The 22,262-nt window shown below is 45.6% G+C and carries 18 protein-coding genes and 2 pseudogenes; 13 read left to right on the top strand and 7 right to left on the bottom strand.

Going from position 1 to position 22,262, the window contains the following annotated elements:
* The first annotated feature begins 82 nt into the window (after positions 1–82).
* The 7 genes from QN395_RS18335 (at position 83) to gloA (ending at position 6,955) form a co-directional block, all read left to right on the top strand.
* Positions 83–586, top strand: a complete 504-nt coding sequence (locus QN395_RS18335) for a DUF805 domain-containing protein (protein ID WP_322117799.1) — start codon at positions 83–85, stop codon at positions 584–586.
* A 206-nt stretch (positions 587–792) separates the two neighbouring features.
* On the top strand, positions 793–1,758 hold the full coding sequence (gene glyQ / locus QN395_RS18330; protein ID WP_322117798.1) for a glycine--tRNA ligase subunit alpha: 966 nt from the start codon (positions 793–795) through the stop codon (positions 1,756–1,758).
* Between the two features lie 76 nt (positions 1,759–1,834).
* Complete coding sequence (gene glyS / locus QN395_RS18325; RefSeq protein ID WP_323492611.1) at positions 1,835–3,979, top strand: glycine--tRNA ligase subunit beta; 2,145 nt, start codon at positions 1,835–1,837, stop codon at positions 3,977–3,979.
* A gap of 72 nt (positions 3,980–4,051) precedes the next feature.
* A complete protein-coding gene (gmhB, locus tag QN395_RS18320; RefSeq protein WP_322117796.1) occupies positions 4,052–4,615 on the top strand; it encodes a D-glycero-beta-D-manno-heptose 1,7-bisphosphate 7-phosphatase in 564 nt (187 codons plus the stop codon).
* A gap of 127 nt (positions 4,616–4,742) precedes the next feature.
* A complete protein-coding gene (locus QN395_RS18315) occupies positions 4,743–5,483 on the top strand; it encodes a lysophospholipid acyltransferase family protein (protein ID WP_322117795.1) in 741 nt (246 codons plus the stop codon).
* A gap of 129 nt (positions 5,484–5,612) precedes the next feature.
* On the top strand, positions 5,613–6,446 hold the full coding sequence (locus QN395_RS18310; RefSeq protein ID WP_416200143.1) for a M48 family metallopeptidase: 834 nt from the start codon (positions 5,613–5,615) through the stop codon (positions 6,444–6,446).
* 101 nt (positions 6,447–6,547) lie between these two features.
* The gene (gene gloA, locus QN395_RS18305) at positions 6,548–6,955 is read left to right on the top strand and encodes a lactoylglutathione lyase (protein ID WP_323492610.1); all 408 of its coding nucleotides are present in this window, start codon (positions 6,548–6,550) and stop codon (positions 6,953–6,955) included.
* Between the two features lie 470 nt (positions 6,956–7,425).
* Here the strand turns inward: gloA and pgi are convergent, their stop codons facing one another.
* The 5 genes from pgi to QN395_RS18280 form a co-directional block, all read right to left on the bottom strand.
* Positions 7,426–9,072 carry a glucose-6-phosphate isomerase gene (pgi, locus tag QN395_RS18300; RefSeq protein WP_322117792.1) on the bottom strand — a complete coding sequence of 549 codons (1,647 nt, stop codon included), beginning with the start codon at positions 9,070–9,072 and terminating at the stop codon, positions 7,426–7,428.
* Positions 9,073–9,197: 125 nt separating this feature from the next.
* Positions 9,198–9,995, bottom strand: coding sequence for a 16S rRNA (adenine(1518)-N(6)/adenine(1519)-N(6))-dimethyltransferase RsmA (gene rsmA / locus QN395_RS18295; protein WP_322117791.1), 798 nt, complete (start codon positions 9,993–9,995; stop codon positions 9,198–9,200).
* Between the two features lie 145 nt (positions 9,996–10,140).
* Positions 10,141–11,169 (bottom strand): 4-hydroxythreonine-4-phosphate dehydrogenase PdxA, encoded by a 1,029-nt coding sequence (gene pdxA / locus QN395_RS18290; protein WP_322117790.1) that lies wholly within the window; start codon positions 11,167–11,169, stop codon positions 10,141–10,143.
* Entirely contained in the window at positions 11,169–12,566 is a 1,398-nt protein-coding gene (locus tag QN395_RS18285; RefSeq protein WP_323492609.1) for a peptidylprolyl isomerase, read from the bottom strand. The genes pdxA and QN395_RS18285 overlap by 1 nt, the downstream gene beginning before the upstream one ends.
* Positions 12,567–12,675: 109 nt before the next feature.
* A complete protein-coding gene (locus tag QN395_RS18280) occupies positions 12,676–14,967 on the bottom strand; it encodes an LPS-assembly protein LptD (RefSeq protein ID WP_323492608.1) in 2,292 nt (763 codons plus the stop codon).
* Between the two features lie 200 nt (positions 14,968–15,167).
* Here QN395_RS18280 and QN395_RS18275 point away from each other — a divergent pair, with 200 nt between their 5' ends.
* The 6 genes and pseudogenes from QN395_RS18275 to QN395_RS18250 form a co-directional block, all read left to right on the top strand.
* Positions 15,168–16,208 (top strand): aminoglycoside phosphotransferase family protein, encoded by a 1,041-nt coding sequence (locus tag QN395_RS18275; protein ID WP_323492607.1) that lies wholly within the window; start codon positions 15,168–15,170, stop codon positions 16,206–16,208.
* Positions 16,209–16,228: 20 nt separating this feature from the next.
* Positions 16,229–16,975 carry an N-acetylmuramate alpha-1-phosphate uridylyltransferase MurU gene (murU, locus tag QN395_RS18270; RefSeq protein WP_322117786.1) on the top strand — a complete coding sequence of 249 codons (747 nt, stop codon included), beginning with the start codon at positions 16,229–16,231 and terminating at the stop codon, positions 16,973–16,975.
* Positions 16,976–16,991: 16 nt separating this feature from the next.
* Positions 16,992–18,326 carry an aminopeptidase P N-terminal domain-containing protein gene (locus tag QN395_RS18265; protein WP_416200142.1) on the top strand — a complete coding sequence of 445 codons (1,335 nt, stop codon included), beginning with the start codon at positions 16,992–16,994 and terminating at the stop codon, positions 18,324–18,326.
* Positions 18,323–19,501: an FAD-dependent monooxygenase gene (locus tag QN395_RS18260; RefSeq protein WP_322117784.1), complete on the top strand. Its 1,179-nt coding sequence runs from the start codon at positions 18,323–18,325 to the stop codon at positions 19,499–19,501. Before QN395_RS18265 ends, QN395_RS18260 begins: the two co-directional genes overlap by 4 nt.
* Before the next feature lie 423 nt (positions 19,502–19,924).
* Positions 19,925–20,143: pseudogene (locus QN395_RS21675) on the top strand (IS3 family transposase); the annotation flags it as partial.
* A 19-nt stretch (positions 20,144–20,162) separates the two neighbouring features.
* A pseudogene (locus QN395_RS18250) lies at positions 20,163–20,410 on the top strand (IS1595 family transposase); the annotation flags it as partial.
* Positions 20,411–20,442: 32 nt separating this feature from the next.
* On the opposite strand, the gene QN395_RS18245 reads toward QN395_RS18250, so the two are convergent.
* Both QN395_RS18245 and pilV read right to left on the bottom strand, forming a co-directional pair.
* Entirely contained in the window at positions 20,443–21,492 is a 1,050-nt protein-coding gene (locus tag QN395_RS18245; RefSeq protein WP_322118411.1) for a PilW family protein, read from the bottom strand.
* 3 nt (positions 21,493–21,495) lie between these two features.
* On the bottom strand, positions 21,496–22,077 hold the full coding sequence (pilV, locus tag QN395_RS18240; protein WP_322117781.1) for a type IV pilus modification protein PilV: 582 nt from the start codon (positions 22,075–22,077) through the stop codon (positions 21,496–21,498).
* Positions 22,078–22,262: the final 185 nt, after the last annotated feature.

Below are 22,262 nucleotides of genomic sequence, written 5' to 3'. Positions count from 1 at the left end.
TACTAAATGCGTTCTCAAAAAATGAGATTTTTAAAAATACAAAACATAAGACTACGCAATACAACTTTATAGAGGGTACAAAATGAGCATGGTATTTTGTCGCGGCTGCGGTAAAGAAATTCACGAAACCGCCCCAACCTGTCCGCATTGCGGCGCCTCACAGACAGTATCGTCAACATCATCAGCGCTGCCAGTGGAGTCGGAAGATATTTCACAAGCCTTCGACTGGTATGTGCTGGTATTAAAAAAATATATCCAGTTTAGCGGTCGTTCACGTCGTAAAGAATTTTGGTTTTTTACTCTGTTCACGATATTAATCAACATAGGATTATCGATCGTTGATCGCGTAACCGGGACATCATACTTCGGGACGGATTCTGGACTGCTCAGCAGCTTATATTCATTGGCGACTCTGATCCCCGGACTGGCAGTTTCAGTAAGAAGGCTGCACGATACTGACCGTAGCGCATGGTGGTTGTTGATCGGCCTGGTGCCGGTAGTGGGCGTCATCGTACTGATCGTATTTTGGGCAACTGATAGCCAGCGTTCAGAAAATCAATTCGGTGCCTGTCCAAAAGAGATGTAAGACTTAAGGTTGCTCATGTAGCCAATAAAAAGAGGCAGCGCCAACCGGTGACTGCCTCTTGGTTTTTTTGCCTCCGTGACTCTGGGTTCAGCAAGTATCTGAGCTGTCAATGCTGCAAGCAAATTCGCCTATCTAGGGCAAAACCCGCTAAAATCCAAGGTTTAGCAAACTTCAGTCTGCGCCATTCATCAAAGCGGAACATCATAATGCTTACATTTCAACAAATCATCCTCAAACTGCAAGAATACTGGGCTGCGCAAGGTTGCGCCTTGTTGCAACCTTATGACATGGAAGTCGGTGCAGGTACGTCACACACGGGCACGTTTTTAAGAGCGATTGGACCAGAACCTTGGCGCGCCGCCTATGTACAACCGTCACGCCGCCCTAAGGATGGTCGCTATGGTGAAAATCCTAATCGCTTACAGCATTACTACCAATATCAGGTGGTACTAAAACCAGCACCAGAAAATATTCTGGATCTCTACCTTGGTTCTTTAAAAGCGCTCGGTCTGGATTTGCAGCAAAACGATGTGCGTTTTGTGGAAGATGATTGGGAAAATCCGACTTTAGGTGCATGGGGTTTGGGTTGGGAGGTCTGGCTGAACGGAATGGAAGTTACCCAGTTCACTTATTTCCAGCAAGTTGGCGGGATTGATTGCAAACCGATTCTGGGCGAAATCACTTACGGTATTGAGCGGCTGGCGATGTATTTGCAAGGCGTAGAAAACGTGTATGACCTGGTGTGGACTGAGCGCGAAGAAAACGGCAAAACAGTGCGCTTGTCCTATGGCGATGTATTCCACCAAAACGAAGTCGAGCAATCGACATTTAACTTTGAGTACTCAAATACCGATTTCTTGTTCTCGCTATTTAACAGCTACGAGGCTGAGGCGGCAAAATTGCTGGCAGTAGAAGAAAAATCACTCGCTTTACCAGCTTATGAAATGATCTTAAAAGCTGGCCATACGTTTAATTTGCTAGATGCTCGGGGTGCGATCTCGGTGACGGAACGTGCTGCCTATATTGGTCGTATCCGCAACTTATCACGCAAGGTCGCGGCGGCTTATTTGGCTTCGCGGGCAGCATTGGGCTTCCCGATTTGTGCTCCAGATTGCCAGCATAAAAAAGCCGCTTTAGAGACTGCCTCAAATGCGGAACTGAAAGCCGCTTAAATTTAGTGACATCTTAGCGATCACAAAAACGACAATATATCTGCTCGCAAGCGATCTCCATTCTGGAATAAAAGAAATGAACCAAACATTATTAGTAGAACTGCTCACGGAAGAATTACCACCCAAAGCACTCGCCAAGCTGGGCGAAGCATTTGCTGCGGGTATCGTCAACGGCTTAAAGTCACGCGATTTTTTAGAGAGCGATTCTGTCCCAACAACTTATGCGTCACCGCGCCGGCTGGCCGTGAGTATTACCAATGTGCGTCCGACCTCGCCGGACAAAATACTCCGTGAAAAAATCTTGCCGGTTTCTGTGGCATTAGACGCGGCAGGTAATGCCACCGCACCGCTGGCGAAGAAGTTAGCGGCACTGGGATTCCCAGATTTGCAAATCAGCCAGTTAGAACGTGCGGTCGATGGCAAGGCTGAGAGTTTTTTCTATAACTACACTGCATCAGGTACTGCACTAGCCGATAGCTTGCAAGCAACGGTCGAAGAATCGATTAATAAATTGCCGATTCCTAAAGTCATGAGCTATCAACGTCAAGACGGTGCGACAGTCCATTTTGTGCGTCCGGTACATCGCATCATCGCCCTGCATGGTGCTGACGTGGTACCGCTGGCACTACTGGGACTGACCAGTGACCGCATCACTTTAGGACATCGCTTTTTGACTAGCGGCCAAATCAATATAGCGCATGCAAATGACTATGCTGCGGATCTGCTGAGCCAGGGTAAAGTCATTGCCAATGTCACTGAACGCAAAGAAAAAATCCGCACTGCCTTGCTCGCAAAAGCGGGGGACGATCAGGTTTTGATGCCAGAACCATTACTGGATGAAGTCACGGCATTGGTCGAGTGGCCAGTTGTGTATGAGTGCAAATTTGAGGATGAATTCTTGGCAGTACCGCAAGAATGTCTGATACTGACGATGCAGACGAATCAAAAATATTTTGCGCTGACCGATGCCGCAGGCAAATTGCGCTCACGCTTTTTGATCGTATCTAATCTGGAAACAGCGACGCCAGAACATATCATTCAAGGTAACGAACGTGTGGTACGCCCTCGCCTGTCTGACGCCAAATTCTTCTTTGAGCAAGATAAGAAAAAAACCTTGGAAGCGCGTCTGCCTATGCTGGCAAATGTGGTGTACCACAACAAACTAGGTAGCCAGGCTGAACGTATGCAGCGCGTGAAATCACTCGCTGGAAAAATCGCACAAAGTCTGGGCTACGATGTTGCGTTGGCAGAGCGCGGTGCGATGCTGGCAAAGGCTGATTTATTGACCGATATGGTAGGCGAATTCCCAGAACTGCAAGGCATTATGGGTACGTATTACGCCTCACATGATAATGAAAATCCAGAGGTTGCTGCTGCCGCATCCGAACATTATCAACCACGTTTTGCGGGCGATGCCTTACCTGCGACCGCGACAGGCACCGCGGTTGCGCTCGCCGATAAATTAGAAACGCTGGTCGGCATTTGGGGCATAGGTTTGCAACCAACGGGGGATCGTGATCCGTTTGCCTTGCGTCGCCATGCTTTAGGGATCGTACGAATGTTAATGGAGAAAAAATTAGATTTATCGCTGTTAGAGTTAATAAATAATACTGTAAATCAATTTAGTAATAATGTTAATTTTAAAGACCCAACAACTGATGTCTTGAATTTTATCTATGATCGCTTGAATGGACTGCTCCGAGGATATGACGGTTCATTACAAGTAATGGCGCTGGGAAAAAAGATCAGAGAATCATTGTCTGATAAAAACAATACTCAGAATGAAATTGATGCGGTAATTAGTCAACGTCCAGATAAACTCAATAATATTGTAGAACGCTACCAAGCGGTGCAAGCGTTCGCTGCTTTACCCGAATCCAGCGCGCTGGCAGCTGCCAATAAACGAATCACTAACATTCTGAAAAAAACAGATGGCGCGCTAGGATCGGTACAGTTGCCGTTACTCCAAGAAGCAGCCGAAAAAGCATTGCATACGGCGATGTGTGATGTAAAGCCAAAGGTCGATGCAGCGTTCGCTCAAGGTGATTTCTCCGGCGCTTTAAAAATCTTGGCGGCATTGCGTGCTGAAGTCGATAGTTTCTTCAATGATGTTATGGTCAACGCCGAGGATCAGGCCTTGCGCAATAATCGTCTAGCGCTGCTAAACGAGTTGCACGGCATGCTGAATCAGGTGGCTGACATTTCCAAACTTGCAGCATAAAATCAGTTTAATCAGTCAACTAAGCAAGATCGATCGCGCAAACAGAACAGAGAAGAAGCAATGGAAAAAACTATGAAGCTAATCATTCTGGATCGTGATGGCGTAATCAATCAGGACTCAGACGCGTTCATCAAATCTCCTGATGAGTGGAAGGCGATACCCGGTTCATTGCAAGCGATTGCTAAACTGAATCAGGCTGGTTATTTAGTCGTCGTTGCTACCAATCAGTCTGGTATTGGACGTAAGCTGTTTGATATGGCGACGCTGAATGCGATTCACCAAAAAATGCATTCAGCAGCACAGCAAGTCGGTGCTGAAATTGATGCCGTGTTTTTTTGCCCGCATGTCTCTGAAGATAATTGTGATTGTCGCAAACCCAAACCAGGCATGCTGCAAGAAATCGCCAGTCGTTACGATGTCAGCTTAAAAGGCATCCATTGTGTGGGCGATTCGCTGCGTGATCTGCAGGCGGGATTTGTATGCGGCTGCTTGCCGCATCTAGTACTGACAGGCAAAGGTAAAAAGACCTTTGAAAAAGGAGGACTACCGCCGGGGACACAGATTTATCCAGACCTCGCCTCGATGGTGGATATTCTTTTAAAAACTGTACCTGCGGAATTTTTTGTGGCGGTTTGAGCTAATCTAACAAATTAGCAAACGAATACAACATATCATCGCTGATTGAGTCTGCTGGAGTTTTCTGTAATTTATTGTGACCTTATTAGCTGTGACCTTATTAGCTATGATCTTATTAGGATGTGCAATGCTTCGTTTTAATTATTTTTTACGCTCGGTTTTATTCTTTAGCCTGATGGCTGTTGCGACAGTGATCTGGTCTATGGCTTGCTTGCTGTTTGCACCACTGCCGTATAACAAACGTTACTACTGGACCGCGCGCTGGAATGTATTTGTGATCTGGACGGCCAAAGTTATTTGCGGCATCCGCTACCAAATCAAAGGAATGGAAAACCTGCCAGATGCGCCGGTTATTTTACTGTCTAAGCACCAATCGGCATGGGAAACCATTTTCTATTTGACCTGCATGCCAAGACCTTTAGTCTTCGTATTTAAGAAAGAAATTACCTACATCCCTTTCTTCGGTTGGGGCATTTCTTTGATGCGCATGATCCCGATTGATCGTAGCAAAGGTAAGGATGCATTCGCCCAAGTCGTGGTACATGGCCGTCGCCGGCTCGCTGATGGACAATGGGTTATTATGTTCCCGGAAGGCACGCGTATCCCGGTGGGACAAAAAGGTAATTACAAAATGGGCGGTACTCGCCTGGCGACAGAAACCAATACTCCTGTTGTACCGATCGCGATGAATTCCGGTGAATGCTGGGCTAAAAATTCTTTCATCAAAATGCCAGGTCTGATCACGGTATCAATCGGCAAACCAATACCACCTGATGGTTTGAGTGCGGCTGAAATGATGCAAAAAGTAGAGGCTTGGATAGAAGGCGAAATGCGTGTGATCTCACCGCATATATACAAAAAGGATTGATCAGAGCGACTCTTGATCAATCAGGAACAAGAGAGTTTTTTGAAATCACGTTTCTCATTATTGACCAAGCCGTTGCAGTTTTTACTGCAACTGGATTTGTTTTCAGATAGCCGGACTGACGACGGCGGGATGTTCCAATCGCCCCGCCGTAAAATGCAAGATCCGGCGCCGAAAAAAGCAACGCCACCCAGTCTTCCGGCACCGCCAAAGACATCATCCACGCCGCCAGAAAAATCTCCGAATAAACGTCAGATCCGCCTGCAAGAGCAATGGCTGGAATATAGTCTGCTGCGCTCCAAGCGACGTACCATTGGCTTTTTAATCAATGACGAGGGACTGAGAATCACTGCACCACGCTGGGTAACAATTGGCGATATTGAGCAGGCAATTCACGAGAAGCAGCGCTGGATCGTCGCCAAAATTACCGAGCGCCGTGAACGGGCTACGCATCAGGTTCAACCTAAAATGGTATGGGCAGATGGCGCTCAATTACCTTATCTGGGCAAGCAACTGACTTTGCGAATTCTTGCCACGCAATCGCTGGGCATTCATTTAGACAGCGATAGTAACGAGCTGAGAATTTGTCTGCCTGCGGACTCGGGGGAGCAACAACTCAAAGACCGGGTACAGGCTTGGTTGCAGCAAGAAGCCCGCCGGGTATTTTTAGAGCGCTTGCCTGTCTATGCGGAAAAATTGGATGTTAGTTATCATTCAATGGCACTGTCTGCTGCGACTACGCGCTGGGGCTCTTGTACCTCGCAAGGTAAAATTCGTCTGAACTGGCGGCTGATTCATTTCTCTCTGACGGTGATTGACTATGTGATCGCGCATGAACTCTCGCATTTGCGAGAGATGAATCACAGCCCCCGCTTTTGGGCGACAGTACAATCGGTGTTCCCAGAATTTGAACATGCTAAGCATGCATTAAAACAGCATGCAGCACACGACCTCCCCGTATTTTAAGGGGAGTATCTATAGTTTTTAGAAGATCGTCCAATCATTCTATGGACAATCTGTGCTTCAATTATCATACTCATATCCAGTATATTTAAAGGAATTTTATTATGCGTCTATTACACACCATGTTACGCGTCGGTAATTTACAAAGCTCGATTGATTTTTATACTGAAGTGTTGGGTATGAAATTGCTCAGGACATCGGATAACCCCGAGTACAAATATACCCTCGCCTTTGTCGGCTATGGCAATAACCCTGATCACGCAGAACTAGAGTTGACCTACAACTATGGCGTCGAAAAATACGATTTGGGTAGCGCGTATGGACATATCGCGATCGCAGTGCCAGATGCGTACAAGGCATGTGATGCAGTAAAAGCCAGAGGCGGCAACGTAACGCGTGAAGCAGGTCCAGTGAAAGGCGGCAAGACCGTTATCGCTTTTGTACAAGATCCTGACGGCTACAAAATAGAATTGATAGAGCGGAAAACTGCCGAACAAGCGACCAGTCTGTAAGACTCTTTGGCAGTTAAAAACGAAGGGAATTGTAGTCTGGACGAACCAGATCAAATCAAGTGAAGGTTTAAATAAAAAAGCTGTCTGTGATCTGTTGAGATTAGAGACAGCTTTTTTTATTGTGGCTGGTCAGATTGCTCTGCAATCTTGTTCATTACTTTAATCAAGCCAATCACACCAACAATGAGGGCGAAAGTGAGAACACTGATAATTCCTGTCAACATGATAGATCCGCCAATTGTGTAGTGTTGTGATTTATATCTCTGCAAGTCAATTAATTTATTGCCTTGAATCAATTATATTCAGTTTGCTTCAACCCGACGGTCAATTTGTGTCAACTTTTGTTAAAGCTTATCTCCATTACATGATCCGAAATAAAACCTTTGATTTGTCTCGGTACAGCTAGGAGCTGCAACGCAGTTAGGGTAGTTTTGCGTAAGTCCTATCAAAATTAAAACCGTTGATTTTCCTTATACATGCCCATGCCGACGGAAATAAGCGATTAAACCTGTGGTCGAAGTGTCCAGTTGAACGTCGTAGGCCTGATCGCCTTTAATTGCTGGCAATAAGCGATTGGCAAGCTGCTTACCCAACTCAACGCCCCACTGATCGAAAGAGTTAATGCCCCAGATCACGCCTTGGACAAACACCTTATGCTCATACAAAGCGAGCAACATGCCGAGCTGATAAGGATCAAGGCTAGGGATGAGAATACTCGTGGATGGCTGATTGCCTGCAAATACTTTATGCGGCAATAGCGCGGCGATCTTGCTCTCACTCAAACCTGCGGCAGACAATTCTATGCGTGCTTGTTCTTCAGTTTTGCCGAAAGCCAAAGCAGCACTTTGCGCCAGACAGTTGGCTAATAATGGCGCCTGATGCCCTGGCAATGGATAATCACTGGAAGCAGCCACCACGAAATCACATGGAATCAACCAGCCGCCCTGATGCAAAAGCTGGAAAAAAGCATGTTGGCCATTGACGCCAATTTCGCCCCACACAATCGGATTGGCGCGACAAGTCAAAGGCTCACCGTCACGTCCTACCGTTTTGCCATTCGATTCCATTTCTAATTGCTGCAAGAAAGCGGGCAAGTGACGCAAGGACTCGTTATACGGCAAGATTGCGGTCGTTTCAGCACCAAGAAAATTCGTGTTCCACACGGAGATCAACGCCAGCAAAACCGGCAAATTATGCTCTAGCGGCGTTTTACAAAAATGCTTGTCCATCGCCTCGGCACCATCTAGCAAGCGCTCAAAGCCATTCATCCCGATTGCGAGTGCAACTGATAAACCTACCGCCGACCACAAAGAGTATCGCCCGCCAACCCAGTCCCAGATTTGTAAAATATTGGCATCAGGAATACCAAACTCATGCGCTTTATCGGGGCTGGAAGTAACAGCAATAAAATGCTTAGCGACCGCCCATTCCTCCATCGCCGCGGCCATCAGCCAGGTACGTGCAGTGTTGGCGTTAATACTGGTCTCTTGCGTGGTAAACGTCTTGGAGGCGACAATAAACAAGGTCGTACGCGGGTCTAAGGTCTCCAACAAAGGTGCGAGATGGGCGCTGTCTAAATTAGAAACATAATAAAAACTCAGGCCAGGATGCTGCATTGCCGACAATGCGCGCGTCGCCAGTTTAGGGCCGAGGTCAGAACCACCAATCCCGATATTCACCACATTTTGAATCGCATCACCTTTAAAGCCCCGCCATAATCCGCTGCGCACCCGCTCGACGATATCGCGCATTTGTCTGCGCACAGCGCGTACCAAAGGCATCACGTCGGCTTCTGGATTTGGGAACGGTGTAAAAGCCGAGTGCCTCAAAGCAGTATGAAGTACAGCGCGGTCTTCGCTGATATTGATTTTCTCACCCGAAAACATGCGGTCACGCCAGTCCTCTACCTTCGATAATCTGGCTAAGGCAACCAGACTTTGCAATGTTTCGGCATCTATCCTTTGCTTGGAATAATCTACCAGCAAGCCATCCAGCTCCTGAGAAAAATGTTGAAAACGTTGTGGGTCAGCAGCAAACAAATCGCGCAAATGCACGTGTTCTAAACGAGCTTGATGCGCTAGCAAGGTTTGCCATTCTGGCGTAGTAGTAATGTTCATATTTGCAATCGGAGGAAAATCGATAGAGATAAGAAAAATCAGTATCCAGGCAAACGGTATTGCTCGGCTAAAGCAACTAAGCTTATTTATAGGGCTGGTTTTGCGTAAGCCCTATTAATTACAAATCAATCTGCAGGTACATCGGGCTTCAGTTCTACGAGTAACCTAGCCAGACCGACATACTGTTCGAGCGGAATCGTTTCTGGTCGCATTTGCGGATTGATACCAACATCAATCAATTGCTGCTCAGTAAACATTCCGGCGACACAATTACGTACCACTTTACGGCGTTGTGAGAATGCCTTAGTCACTACTTGTTCCAATTTATGAATATCGCATTCTAGACGTTCCGCCTTCGGGATCATACGGACAATCGCAGACTCTACTTTAGGTGGTGGGTCAAACGCTGTCGGCGGTACGATAAACAATAAATCCATGTGATAGCGCCATTGCAGCATGACGGACAAGCGACCATATGCTTTGCCACCGGGTTCTGCAACCATACGTTCCACAACCTCTTTTTGCAGCATAAAATGCTGATCTTCAACCAGATGTGCAATCTCGGCCAGATGAAATAATAAAGGGCTAGAAATGTTGTAAGGCAGGTTGCCAACGACACGGAGCTTTTTATCCGGCGGCAATGGGATCGTCGAAAAATCAAACCGTAAAGCATCCCCTTCATGCACGATCAATTTAGCAGGATCAAAATTCTTTTTCAGACGCGCTACCAAATCACGATCCAGCTCAACTACATGCAGTTGACTTAATCCTTCTAACAAGAGTTTAGTCATAGCAGCCAAACCTGGGCCGATCTCAACCATAGTTTGATCAGGCTGAGGATTGATGGCACTGGTGATGTGACTGAGCACCAATTGATCAGTCAAAAAGTTTTGGCCGAAGCGTTTACGAGGTATGTGTTTCATGATTTTTGGGTATTCTGAATTTCACGATTGTAGAACATGTGTGACAAGTAAGATAGAAGCTATGATCGTCAGCGATCATCAATGACTGCCAGCGAAATGCTCTCGTTGTCTAAGTTTTTTATTGACGCTTAATACTTCTGACAAGCTAGTGCTGAGATTGCGCCTTCACCATACCAGCTGCGACTCGTACCGCTACCAGCATACTGCCGACATCTGCTTTACCTACGCCTTGCGCGGCTAAGTCAAGTGCAGTGCCATGGTCGACTGAGGTTCGTATCAGCGGCAAACCTAAAGTGATATTTACCCCTAAACCAAAACTAGCGTGCTTTAGTACAGGCAAACCTTGATCGTGGTACATCGCCAGCACGCAATCAGCCTCCTGCAAATATTTTTGCTGGAATAGCGTGTCTGCTGGATATGGGCCACGCACATCCATCCCTAAACCCTGTGCATGTAAAATCACAGGAGTGATGATGTCAATCTCTTCACGCCCAAGATAACCGTTTTCACCGGCGTGGGGATTTAAGCCAGTAACGAAAATACGCGGTTGTTGTAAACCAAATTTGACTTGTAAGTCTTGATGAATAATCTGCAGCGTTTTAAGTAAATGATCAAAAGTAATCGCGGCAGGCACATCTTTTAATGCAAGGTGCGTGGTCGCCAAAGCGACTCGCAAAGCGTGTGGCAAATGATCGGATGCTTCACATGCCAACATCATGACAACTTGCGCAGTATTTGTTTTTTCAGCGAAATATTCGGTGTGTCCGCTAAAAGCAACACCGGCATCATTGATCGTACTTTTTTGTAGGGGTGCTGTAACGATCGCATCGCACCAGGCTTGCTGCACGCTTTCTATAGCAACATCCAGCGTATGCAATACCGAACGGCCATTACGAGGATCTAATTGTCCAGCTATTACATGAGCTGCTAGAGGACAATCAATTACGGTAATTTGATTTACGCCGCAGGCTGGCAAACCAGTGTAACGAAGAGCCTCTAATGACACGCCCATCAACTGCATAGCAGGATCAATTTCTCCTGCCAGCATGGATAAATAAGCAGCGTCACCAATCAGGACAGGACGAATTTCTGACCGTAATTGCCATGCTGCCAATAAAGAAACTTCTGGGCCAATGCCCGCCGGTTCACCTACTGTGATGGCAATTTTTGTCATTAATTATCGTCCAGACGGAACTCAACATAAGCGCGGTCACGTAACTGACGCAGCCAGTCTTGCAAAGCCTCGTCCGACTTGCGCTCACGCACGGCCTGGCGAGCAAGCAAACGTTGACGCTCTTTAGAAACGTCGTCTGATTTGCGTTCAGTTACCTGAATCAGATGCAAACCGAATTGTGTTTCGACTGGCTCACTCACCTCGCCAATCGCCAATTTATTCATCGCTTGTTCAAATTCAGGTACGGTATCACCGGGATAAATCCAACCCAGATCACCACCTTTAGCAGCAGAGCCATCGTTAGAGAAGGACTTTGCTAATTCTTCAAATGTAGCCGCCTTATTATCCAGACGTTGTTTTAATTCAACCAATTTACGACGTGCTTCCGCTGTTGTCACGATTTGACTTGGCTTGATCAAAATATGACGTACATGCGTCTGTTGAACGACAGTGCTATCCGCTTTACTCTTGCCGACATCACGTTTGCCCGTCAACTTTAAAATATGGAAGCCGTTAGAGCTGCGAATAATTTCAGTAACTTCGCCTACCTTGATCTTATTGATTGAATCCAAAAATAATTGCGGCAAACGATCTTGCTCACGCCAACCGATGTCACCGCCTTTGATACCTTCGCTGGCGTCAGAATAAGTGACCGCCAGTTTGGCAAAATCTTCGCCTGCTTTTATTTTTTTCAAGACTTCTTCTGCACGGGCTTTGCGTTGCGCAATTTGCTCCGCAGATGCATTCTCTGGAATAACTACTAAAATGTGCGACAGATTCAATTCTTGCGCGACCTTACCTGGTGCAGCCTCTTGCGCGATATAGTTATCTACTTCAGATTCTGAGACCTGAATCTTGCTATCAACTTCGCGGTCACGAATACGCTGCATCATGATGTCGTCGCGCACTTCTTCGCGGAAACGTACATACGGCGTGCCTTCGCGCTCAACCTGATTACGAAACTCTTGCAGAGACATTTTGTTTTGCTCTGCAAGACGTTGCATAGAGCGATCCAGCATGATGTCATCGACACGCATACCGTTTTCTTTGGCCAGTTGTAGTTGAGCGCGATCAACAATCATCCGCTCTAGTAATTGCTTTTGCAGATCAGCTCTGCTTGGCAAGGCTGTACCTTGCGCTGAGAGCCGCTTCTCTACTGCCTTCAAACGATCATTCAATTCTTGGCTGGTAATGACATCGTCATTAACCACTACAATAATTTTATTAACCAACTGCCCTTTTTCATTAGCATTAAATGCGTTACCCACTGACTTAGAAGGCAGCACGGGAAGAATGGGAGAAATCGTTGGGCTGATTTTCGTCTGCGCCGACGTAGGAGAACCCGCCAACAAAAAAGCAGAGGTAGCCAAGAGTGAGAGGATATTACGTTGTTTCATGTGCAAGTTATGTCGCATAGTGATCCAAATTCATATTAACCATGGAAGAAAGGGAATAGAAGCTCCGCAATCTCCATCGCTAATTTTTTAGCAAAAGCTGAAATATACGCTACTTTATCGGCTGATAACCCGAAATATTCTTTTTCAAGGCGTCAAGTGGGTTTGATCCGATTTTTGACAGACCGTTCAACTCTAGTTGAATAAAAAAGGAGGTGTTACTTATTTCAGAAGTCGTAGAAAAACGTTGCGCTACCATCCTGAATGACCAGCAATTACAAGGATCTTTATATTCAAAACCCGCCAGACCATCTACCAGTTTTTTGTCTGGTAAAGAGTAGTTACTTCTCGCGACAACAAACCAGCGTTTATTGATAGGCAACTGTGTCGAGAGATCAACTTGCTTTAAGGTATCTAGTTGATAACGATATTCGGCATTAAAAACGGTTTGTGGTGCTGGCTGCCAGCGCACACCATAATTGGAGCGTACTGCATGACGGTCTGACTGGCTTACCTGTAAGGCACTATCCGCGCTTAGTTGGTCAGAAAATTTTCCAGATGCACTTAACAATAAATCTGAGCGACTCTGAGGAACGGTTGTATTGTCTAAGGTCACTTTTTGCGTGTTAAAGTAAAAACGCTGTCCAATCGCCAACTTCAAACGCTCTTCGCCATCACTTTCTATATAGCGAGATATTAGAGCTGCAGTGATTTGATTAGAATCGCCTATTCTATCCAGACCAGTAAAACGATTTTCACTAAAAATCTGGGCGAAATTAAAATCTGCAATGCCGCTATCAAAATTTGGAAATAAACTTTGGTCACGATAAGGTGTATTTACGTAAAAAACCCGTGGCTCTAAAGTTTGCGTAACTGCTTTACCAAATAACGTGGAGGGACGTTCAAAAACTAAACCACTATCAAGCGAAAAGGTCGGGACAATTCGGTGGAAATCACTGTCCTGCCCTACATCTGGGTTAACCAGATGATAATTGGTTGCATTAAGAGATAACTTAGGAATAACAAAGTACCCAGGCTGTACAATAGGATATGAAATCTGAGGATTAAAAACTGCGCGGTCACCACGTACTAACGTAGGATGCCAAAAGCGCGTAAGTATCGTATCGACCGACCAGTCAAAGCCTAAAACATCATGCCGCTCAGCATGAAGTTCTAATTGTGGCAAGCGATCATACGGCCTAGCGATTGGTGCCGTCGGATCTTGTAAAACTTGATAATTCGATGCGCGTAATGTTGCAGAACCTAACCATCCAAAATAAGTTGTATTGACATCTCTTAGCAATAATCGCTGGGCAGTTTTCGTAATGGAGCTCGAAAAATCACTCGGATAATTGTCGTCCGATGCCGCATTCAGGTTCCATCCTAAAACTAACTGAGGCAATAAACTTTGCTGGTGTATTGATGAGATAGCATAACGATTTGTATTTGTCTGCTTATCGTCAATTAAACCCTCAACTGTTGTATTTCCTGAGTAGGTGTCACCCATATAGCGTGCTTCCAAACCAAGCTGGAAACCACGCCGTTCAATTAATTTTGGATAAAGCGTCAAATCACGGTTTGGCGCGATGTTGACATAATAAGGTAGTGCTAACTCAGGACCGCCGCGAGACGAGCCACCAAAAATTGGCGGTAAAAATCCTGAATGCCTCGCACCGGATAAAGGAAAAGTCAAAAACGGTGTCGCAAGAATTGGCACACCTTTAAAATAAACTATAGTTTTACCGGCGACACCGCGATCTAATTCAGTGTCTAAATAAAGCGACTTTGACTCCAGATACCAATCGGGGTCATTACTATCACATGTGGTGTAAGTACCATTAACGATTGTGGATTGCTCATCGCTTTCAAAATCAACGCGTTCTGCTCTACCTTGTGCATTATTTCGTACTAATTTATAAATTGGATTAAGAATGAATCCGACACCAGAATCCATTTGTAGACGCATCGAGTCGCCAAGGTAGTTATTTCCAGAACGTGACATACGAATATCACCAAATGCTTTAATTTCATCCTCAAGATTAGTGTAAGTCGCTTTATTAGCGTTAACCTTTGTGTCGGCCTTCGTCACTTCTACATCATTATCAAAATTGGCGTAGCGCTCAGGACGTCCAGACATTTGTTCAGCTTGTATAACAGTTGGTTGGTCTTTATCACCTTTGATGACAACTTCTACTGGTTTGGCTGAAATAGCCGAATTCACGGGATTAAATGGTGCCACCTGGGCAAAAACCGGAACTGGAAATAACGCTGATATGGCTATCGCCAAGATAGTGGGAAACAAGGGCTGCGGGTGAGATAATACAGTTTTCCGGCGCATGTAATATGATTTCAGTAGAGGACTTATCGGGCGTTTTATAGGGTGTATAGCTGGTTTAGAAATCATTTAAAAGTCATTTTTAGCTTTTTTGACATTCGAACCAGAAATCAAGCGCCTATTATAGGGGAAATATCCTCACGGATTGCCACCAAAACTATTCGTTCTTGCGACTCGTAACTTATCTCCATACCAAATCAGCATATAAATATTAATTAATTTACAAATAACTTATCCGAAATTAACTCGCTACCCAAGAGAATCGATCTATGTCCCTACCCGTTTCGTCCAACTCAGTTACAGAAGATCTGCGCATGTCCGCTATTCATACCTGGCTTACAAGTATTGTTAGTCCAAGTTTAAAAGTGGCGAGCTTGCGTGCGGCCTCAGCAGATGCCAGTTTTCGTCGTTATTTCCGTATTGACGGTAAGGATGGTAAAACTTATATCGTGATGGATGCACCACAACCAGCAGAAGATGTACGTCCATTCATCAAGATTGCAGAATTATTTACAAAAATAAATTTATCTATCCCGGATATTCTTGCGCAAGATGTTGAACAAGGTTTTTTGCTGTTAACTGATTTAGGTACGACAACCTATTTTAATGCGCTGAATAACGATACCGCTCACAAACTTTATCTGGATGCGATCGATAGTTTGATTCTGATGCAAGCACAAAGTCAGGCGGATGTATTGCCAGAATACGACAGAGAATTTTTACTGCGCGAACTGATGATTTTCCCCGAATGGTATATCGGCAAACATCTGGGCTTAACATTAACTACAGAGCAAAGTACCAGCCTGAATAATGTATTCGAAGCCTTGCTCGCCAATATTGTGGCGCAGCCACAAGTGTATGTACACCGCGATTACCATTCTCGCAACTTAATGGTGCTGGATAAAAGTAATCCCGGCATTCTGGATTTTCAGGGCGCCTTGTATGGTCCATTAACTTACGATCTAGTCTCTTTGTTGCGCGACGCTTATGTGCAATGGGATGAAGAAATGGTAATCGACTGGGCCATCCGTTATTGGGAAAAAGCCCGTGCTGCCGGACTGCCCGTTAGTCCTGACGTCGATAACTTTTATCGTGATTTTGAATTTATGGGCTTACAACGGCATTTAAAGATTCTCGGTATTTTTGCCCGTCTTGCTCATCGCGACGGCAAAGACGCCTATCTGCAAGATATGCCACTGGTAATGACATATGTGCGCAAAACTGCGCAGCGTTACAACATCCTGATCCCCTTATTGCGCTTGTTGGATGTACTGGAAGATACGGCACCGCAAATCGGCTACACGTTTTAATCAGATTGAACACACCCCCAATGAAAGCCATGTTATTAGCAGCAGGTCGCGGCGAGCGTATGCGACCACTCACGGATACTTGCCCAAAGCCTTTACTGAAAGTGCGCGGTCGTCCACTGATCGTCTGGCATATTTTGAATCTGGTTAAAGCCGGCATCACCGATATCGTCATTAACCATGCACATCTTGGTCAGATGATCGTTGATGCGCTGGGTGATGGCAGCAAATTTGGGGCGCATATCCGTTATTCGGCAGAAGCAACTGCGCTGGAAACCGCGGGCGGGATTGCAAAAGCCCTGCCCTTGTTGACCGAGAACGGGGATGAACCGTTTATCGTCATATCGTCCGATATTTACATCCCTCATTTCAATTTTGAAGAATGTAAAAATACGCTGGAAGACAATGATATGTGGGGTAATCCGCATCCGTTAGATAAACGCGATTTAGCCTGGTTATATATGGTAAAAAATCCGTCCTTCCATCCCGATGGTGATTTTGCAATGAACTTGATGGGCTTGGTCAACGACAGTACAGATGGATCGCCGCGCATGACCTTCGGTAATATCGGTGTGTACCGCCCAGAAATTTTTGCTGATATAGAACCAGGCAGTTACGCCAAACTCGGTCCCTTACTGCGCGAGATTGCTGATCGTGGTCAGCTCGGTGGTGAGCTGTATCGTGGCGACTGGCACAATGTAGGTACGCCAGAGCAACTAGCCCAGCTAAATGAGCCCTTCACTACGGCTAACACAGTAAAAAAATCATAAGGATATCCGTATGAGCATGCCATCTTATCTGCGTCGTCGCCAGCAACTGCTTGCACAAATGCAAGCACGTGGTGGCGGTATTGCGATCATCCCGACTGCTTATGAGAGGGTGCGTAACAGCGATAATTTTTTCCCGTTCCGGCACGATAGTTATTTTTATTATCTATCAGGATTTACAGAGCCAGAAGCGCTCATCGTCCTCATCGCCAACGGCCATGAGCAACGCAGTATCTTATTCTGCCGCGAAAAAAATCTGGAACGCGAAATCTGGGATGGCTATCGATTCGGTTCCGCTGCTGCCAAAGCGCATTTTGGATTTGACGCAAGCTTTGCGATAGATGCGCTAGATACAGAAATGCCGCATCTGCTAGCGGATGTCCCTACACTTTTTTACAGCACGGGCAACGACACTCAACTCGACTCACGCCTGCATAACTGGATAGAAGCGGTACGTGCAAAATCTCGTAGCGGCATCAGCGCGCCAGACACTACAATCGACGTGCGCGTCTTGCTGGATGAAATGCGATTGCGTAAAGATGCATCTGAAGTAGCTTTGATGCAAAAAGCGGCCAATATATCTGGCGTTGCTCACACAAGAGCCATGCAGATCGCAGGTGCAGGTCGTTATGAATATGAGCTTGAAGCGGAGCTACATCATGAATTTCGCCGCCAAGGGTCGCAAGCACCGGCTTACGGGTCTATCGTTGCAACTGGTGCCAACGCGTGTGTCTTGCACTACAGCAGTAACAATGCATTAATTAAAGACGGTGATTTGATTTTGATTGATGCTGGCTGTGAATTTGATAGCTACGCCTCCGATATCACACGCACCTTTCCTGCCAATGGCAAATTCAGTTCAGCACAAAAAACCTTGTATGAAATCGTCCTCGCATCCCAGCAGGCAGCACTGGACTGTGCCCGTCCGGGATCGCGCTATATGGACGGTCACAACGCCGCTGTAAAAGTATTAACGCAAGGTATGCTCGATACCGGTTTGCTGGATAAAAATAAGCTTGGCAATGTTGAAGATGCCATCAATAACCTAGCATTCCGCCAGTTTTATATGCATGGCACAGGGCACTGGCTAGGACTCGATGTACATGATGTAGGCTCCTATCGTGAAGCAGACAAAGTAGGTGATGAAAGGCCTTATCGTCAGTTGGAACCTGGCATGGTCATCACCATAGAACCCGGGATCTATGTACGTCCGGCAGAAGGCGTTCCCGAAGAATTTTGGAATATTGGTATCCGTATCGAAGACGACATCCTGATCACACCAGAAGGTCATCTCAATCTGAGCCGCGACACGCCAAAAACCGTGGCGGAAATCGAAAGTGTCATGAAACGATGAAACTTACTGATTTCCATATCGCCATCTGCGGCGCAGGTCCGGTTGGACAATGCTTAGCCCTGTTGCTTTGCAAGCAGGGGATTGCCGCTGATCGCATCCTTTTGCTGGATGCCAAAACCAGTGCGCAAGCCGAACAAGACGCGCGCTCAATCGCGCTGTCCTATGGCAGTCAGCAAATTCTCACAAATGCAGGTGCATGGCCGATCAAGGCGACCAGCATCCGGCAGATACACGTATCGCGCCGCGGACATTTTGGCCGTAGCTTGATTGACTGCAAGGATTACTCCATTCCGGCGCTAGGATATGTCGCTCGTTACGGCGATATCATTGCGCCTTTACAACAGGCAACAGAACAGCGTGGCATACAGATCAAACGTCCGGCAACAGTGGCAGCGTTAGAAGAAAGCGACGATGCGGTCACGCTGACTTTACAGAATGGTGAAAAGATTACCGCGACCATCGTGGTGCAGGCAGAAGGTGGCACCTTTGGTAATCAGATGCAAAAAGTGCGCAGTGTCGACTATCAGCAAACGGCAATCATTTCTCACATCACGGTCAGCCAGTCGGTTGCACAGCGCGCGTTTGAACGCTTTACCGAACAAGGCCCGTTAGCGCTGCTGCCGCAAGAGGATGGTTATGCGCTGGTGTGGTGTGTTCGCCCCCCAAGCGCAGAGCAGCTTTTGGGCTTGGACGATAACGCGTTTAAAGCTGCTCTACAGCAAGCATTTGGTCAGCGACTGGGCCAGATTTTGACCGCATCGCCACGCCACTCCTACCCCTTAGGCTTGAATGCGCAGGCACAAGCAACTAAGCGAATCGTCACCATTGGCAACGCGGCACAAACTCTGCACCCAGTTGCAGGACAAGGTTTAAATCTTGGTTTGCGCGACGCCAAAATCCTGGCAAGCACGCTGGCGGAGATACCACTGCAAGATGAATCCAGTCAGCCGACTGCTGCTCAGCAAGTCGGCGAACAATTGCAGTTTTTCTTAAAACAACGACAAACTGACCGTAATACCACCATACGGCTAACCGATAGCATGGCAAGAATATTTGCCAGCGCACCAGATGGCGCACTCACACAATCCATATTTGGCTTGGGTTTGGGGCTATTAGATATTGTCCAGCCAGCGAAAAAAATACTTGCAGAACAAATGATGTTTGGCTGGAGATAGTTATCAAAATTAACCCCTATTATCTGATTTTTTCATAATCAAATGTCGCTTTGACACAAAATTGGTTTCATAAAATCACTGCGTCGGCTTCGCCTGATAATTTCCCATATCTTTTTATGCAAGGCAACTCCCGCACAAAACAGTAATCTACAGAAATAGAATTTTCTTGAAATGAATTGAGGTGGTACTTTAATGAAAAGATGACGATTTATAGATAGTCAGTTCATGGCTCATTGAAGTAATCTGAGGTCGGTAAGCCCGTGCCGGATTTATTTAGTGAGCACTGGGTCAGCAGTGCGACGTTTTACAAATTGCGCGCAAAGTTCGGCGGCATGGATGTTTGGCTGATGCCAAGATTATAATCAGAATTGTGGCTTTGGTCTGTTCTAACCGTATCTTCGCAACGTGAAAGAGACGCCTTAAAACCATATGCGTGTGTATCGAATTTATCGGGAGTTGGAACTTCATCTCCGAATCAAGCCAAAGAAGCTGATGGTGCGTAAGAAGCCAGCTAAGCTAACGGTACCAGAGTCGATCAATCAGGTTCGGTAGATGGATTTTATGCACGATCAGTTTAGCAGTAGACGAAGTATTCAACTGTTCAAGGTGATCTATGATTTCGATCGAGAAGCGCTGGGAATTTAAGTAGTTTTTCGCTGCCGATAGCTTGGTTCATTTGGGCTTTGATAAGCATTTTAGGGTCAATCAAATCATGACAATAATGAATTCGTCTCAGGCAGTAACCATGTCAATGATACTGAATCATTCTGGAGCTTTGCTAAACGTCTTCTGGCAAAATTAAATGGCATTGCAAAACATACGTTCCCATTGCATTTAAAAGAGTGCGAATTTCACTTTAACCATCGTCATAATGATCTCTATCTCGTACTGCTAAAATTACTTAGATGATCTTCTTTAACTTCGTTTGCTTCCTAATACTGTTAAATATTTGGTGGGAGACAGATATTTCTGGCTGGATCGACCAGGCAATTATTACGAAGTTGTATAGTAGAAGAAAATACTTTCCTTACTCTATTAATGGTGGATGCTGGCAAGCTCTGCTCATTAATGGTAGTTCCGGGATCGTTAGCGCCATTCACAGTGGCATAATCTGCTCCAAATAAATTGTAGATAGTACTGGTTGTATCAGTGCGAGAATTTTCCTTACCTCTTACCAAAATAGCAATTTTCACGACTAAAACCCTCTTCCAATAGGTTTGCAAATATAAACTTTGTTGCTTCTGTGCGGCTGTAGTACCAGTCAAAGTCAGATTGGCATCTAAAGCATTGATACCCGATGCTGTTAAATATTGATTCGACAATCCGTCTGATGGAGTATTGGTATCAAGCCCATAAAGAACTTGAAAGGACTCAACACCTTTAACTAGTGCTTGAGCAGACCAACTTCCATTACTTCCCAAATATTTACACATCAATTGAGGTTCATTATTCGCATCCAACGATACATAATAAATACTCCAACCTCTATCAGTATCTGCTTTACTAGCCGACATCGGTGCTGGGACAGAAAAACCAGCGCAATTTGACATTGTGCCATCACCACTGGCACCCGTACCGGATCCAAAAAACCGTATTGCCAGTACATCGCTTGAGTTCACTGAGGTATTTAAAGGAGTAGAAATATCAGTACTTGTAGCACTAACACTATTAGCATCCATTCCGGCCAAATCAGCACTTGCCGTTGATGGGGTTACTTGAACGTTGCTAGGATTAGAAAAGTCATAATTCACGTAACCAGTTTGACGTAACTGACGTGCAATATTGTCGAGCGCAAAACGAGCGGTATCTTGCGTATCATTTCCATCGGTTTGCGTAATAAATAAAGTTTTAGTTGAAACGACCAGTGCGGTAGAACCCAATATCACTAGAAGACCAAGGGTAAGCGAAATCATTAATTCGACAATAGTTAGCCCATCTTGTCGTATAGATGCTCTTAAGGGGGAGCGAAATTGACAAAAAGCAATAGGCATAATTTACTTCACGTAAGATTCAACAGTGAGGGCAAAACCTGGGGGAGTAACTCCAGCGGTATCATTAAAACTACCATCAGGGTTTTTAGTTCTCCAACCTATTTTGATAGTAAGGCCTGCGTTAGCATCGGGAGTACATGTCCAGGTTAAAGCACCGGCGGTACTATCAAATGGTGCAGAATCGCGACAAACAACGACCCGTCCGCTCGGTAAAGCTGCATTAAGGCGCATTTGCCACTCATAAATATCAGCTGCTGCCAAATTCGCACCACTACAATTAGCGCTACTCGTATAGCAAAGAACGGGTTTTGTGGGAGCTGGGTCTGTGGCGGAATTGTAGTTCATGTTCAAGAATAAATTAGAAGCGTCAGGCAAATCCATCTGGGCGGAATTTGAACGCATTTTATCGGCTAATTCATTCGCAAGTTGTACTGCATTTGTCTGGAAATTCGTCTGTTGTGAAGTACGTATCGCTGCGAGTTGCAATCCTGCCGCACCGATGACGCCTAGTACAAGCACGAAAACAGCGATTAATACTTCGACTAACGAAAATCCTACTCTATATTTTATATTTGCAATAAACATAATATTTCGTATTAACATTTTGATTGAATACTATTCTACATATAAATAATTTCCTACAGCAACCGCTTATCACTTGAAACTTACCGACGAATCTAGAATTTAACTGGCAAAACTACTGCCGGCGGATGCATCCAGTATGTTTAAAGAAGCGCTACAAGAACAGGTAGCGTCATTAGATTACACAC

The organism is Undibacterium sp. RTI2.2 (genome assembly GCF_035018705.1).
In the GTDB taxonomy this organism is placed as follows: Bacteria; Pseudomonadota; Gammaproteobacteria; order Burkholderiales; family Burkholderiaceae_D; genus Undibacterium.
Note: the sequence above shows the minus strand (reverse complement) of the source record. Positions and strands in the feature narration are given on the sequence as shown.

Coding starts and splice junctions, on each gene's coding strand:
- QN395_RS18335 (WP_322117799.1), top strand. CDS start 83: ATGAGCATGGTATTTTGTCGCGGCTGCGGTAAAGAAATTCACGAAACC.
- glyQ (WP_322117798.1), top strand. CDS start 793: ATGCTTACATTTCAACAAATCATCCTCAAACTGCAAGAATACTGGGCT.
- glyS (WP_323492611.1), top strand. CDS start 1,835: ATGAACCAAACATTATTAGTAGAACTGCTCACGGAAGAATTACCACCC.
- gmhB (WP_322117796.1), top strand. CDS start 4,052: ATGAAGCTAATCATTCTGGATCGTGATGGCGTAATCAATCAGGACTCA.
- QN395_RS18315 (WP_322117795.1), top strand. CDS start 4,743: ATGCTTCGTTTTAATTATTTTTTACGCTCGGTTTTATTCTTTAGCCTG.
- QN395_RS18310 (WP_416200143.1), top strand. CDS start 5,613: ATGTTCCAATCGCCCCGCCGTAAAATGCAAGATCCGGCGCCGAAAAAA.
- gloA (WP_323492610.1), top strand. CDS start 6,548: ATGCGTCTATTACACACCATGTTACGCGTCGGTAATTTACAAAGCTCG.
- pgi (WP_322117792.1), bottom strand. CDS start 9,072: ATGAACATTACTACTACGCCAGAATGGCAAACCTTGCTAGCGCATCAA.
- rsmA (WP_322117791.1), bottom strand. CDS start 9,995: ATGAAACACATACCTCGTAAACGCTTCGGCCAAAACTTTTTGACTGAT.
- pdxA (WP_322117790.1), bottom strand. CDS start 11,169: ATGACAAAAATTGCCATCACAGTAGGTGAACCGGCGGGCATTGGCCCA.
- QN395_RS18285 (WP_323492609.1), bottom strand. CDS start 12,566: ATGAAACAACGTAATATCCTCTCACTCTTGGCTACCTCTGCTTTTTTG.
- QN395_RS18280 (WP_323492608.1), bottom strand. CDS start 14,967: ATGATTTCTAAACCAGCTATACACCCTATAAAACGCCCGATAAGTCCT.
- QN395_RS18275 (WP_323492607.1), top strand. CDS start 15,168: ATGTCCCTACCCGTTTCGTCCAACTCAGTTACAGAAGATCTGCGCATG.
- murU (WP_322117786.1), top strand. CDS start 16,229: ATGAAAGCCATGTTATTAGCAGCAGGTCGCGGCGAGCGTATGCGACCA.
- QN395_RS18265 (WP_416200142.1), top strand. CDS start 16,992: ATGCCATCTTATCTGCGTCGTCGCCAGCAACTGCTTGCACAAATGCAA.
- QN395_RS18260 (WP_322117784.1), top strand. CDS start 18,323: ATGAAACTTACTGATTTCCATATCGCCATCTGCGGCGCAGGTCCGGTT.
- QN395_RS18245 (WP_322118411.1), bottom strand. CDS start 21,492: ATGCCTATTGCTTTTTGTCAATTTCGCTCCCCCTTAAGAGCATCTATA.
- pilV (WP_322117781.1), bottom strand. CDS start 22,077: ATGTTTATTGCAAATATAAAATATAGAGTAGGATTTTCGTTAGTCGAA.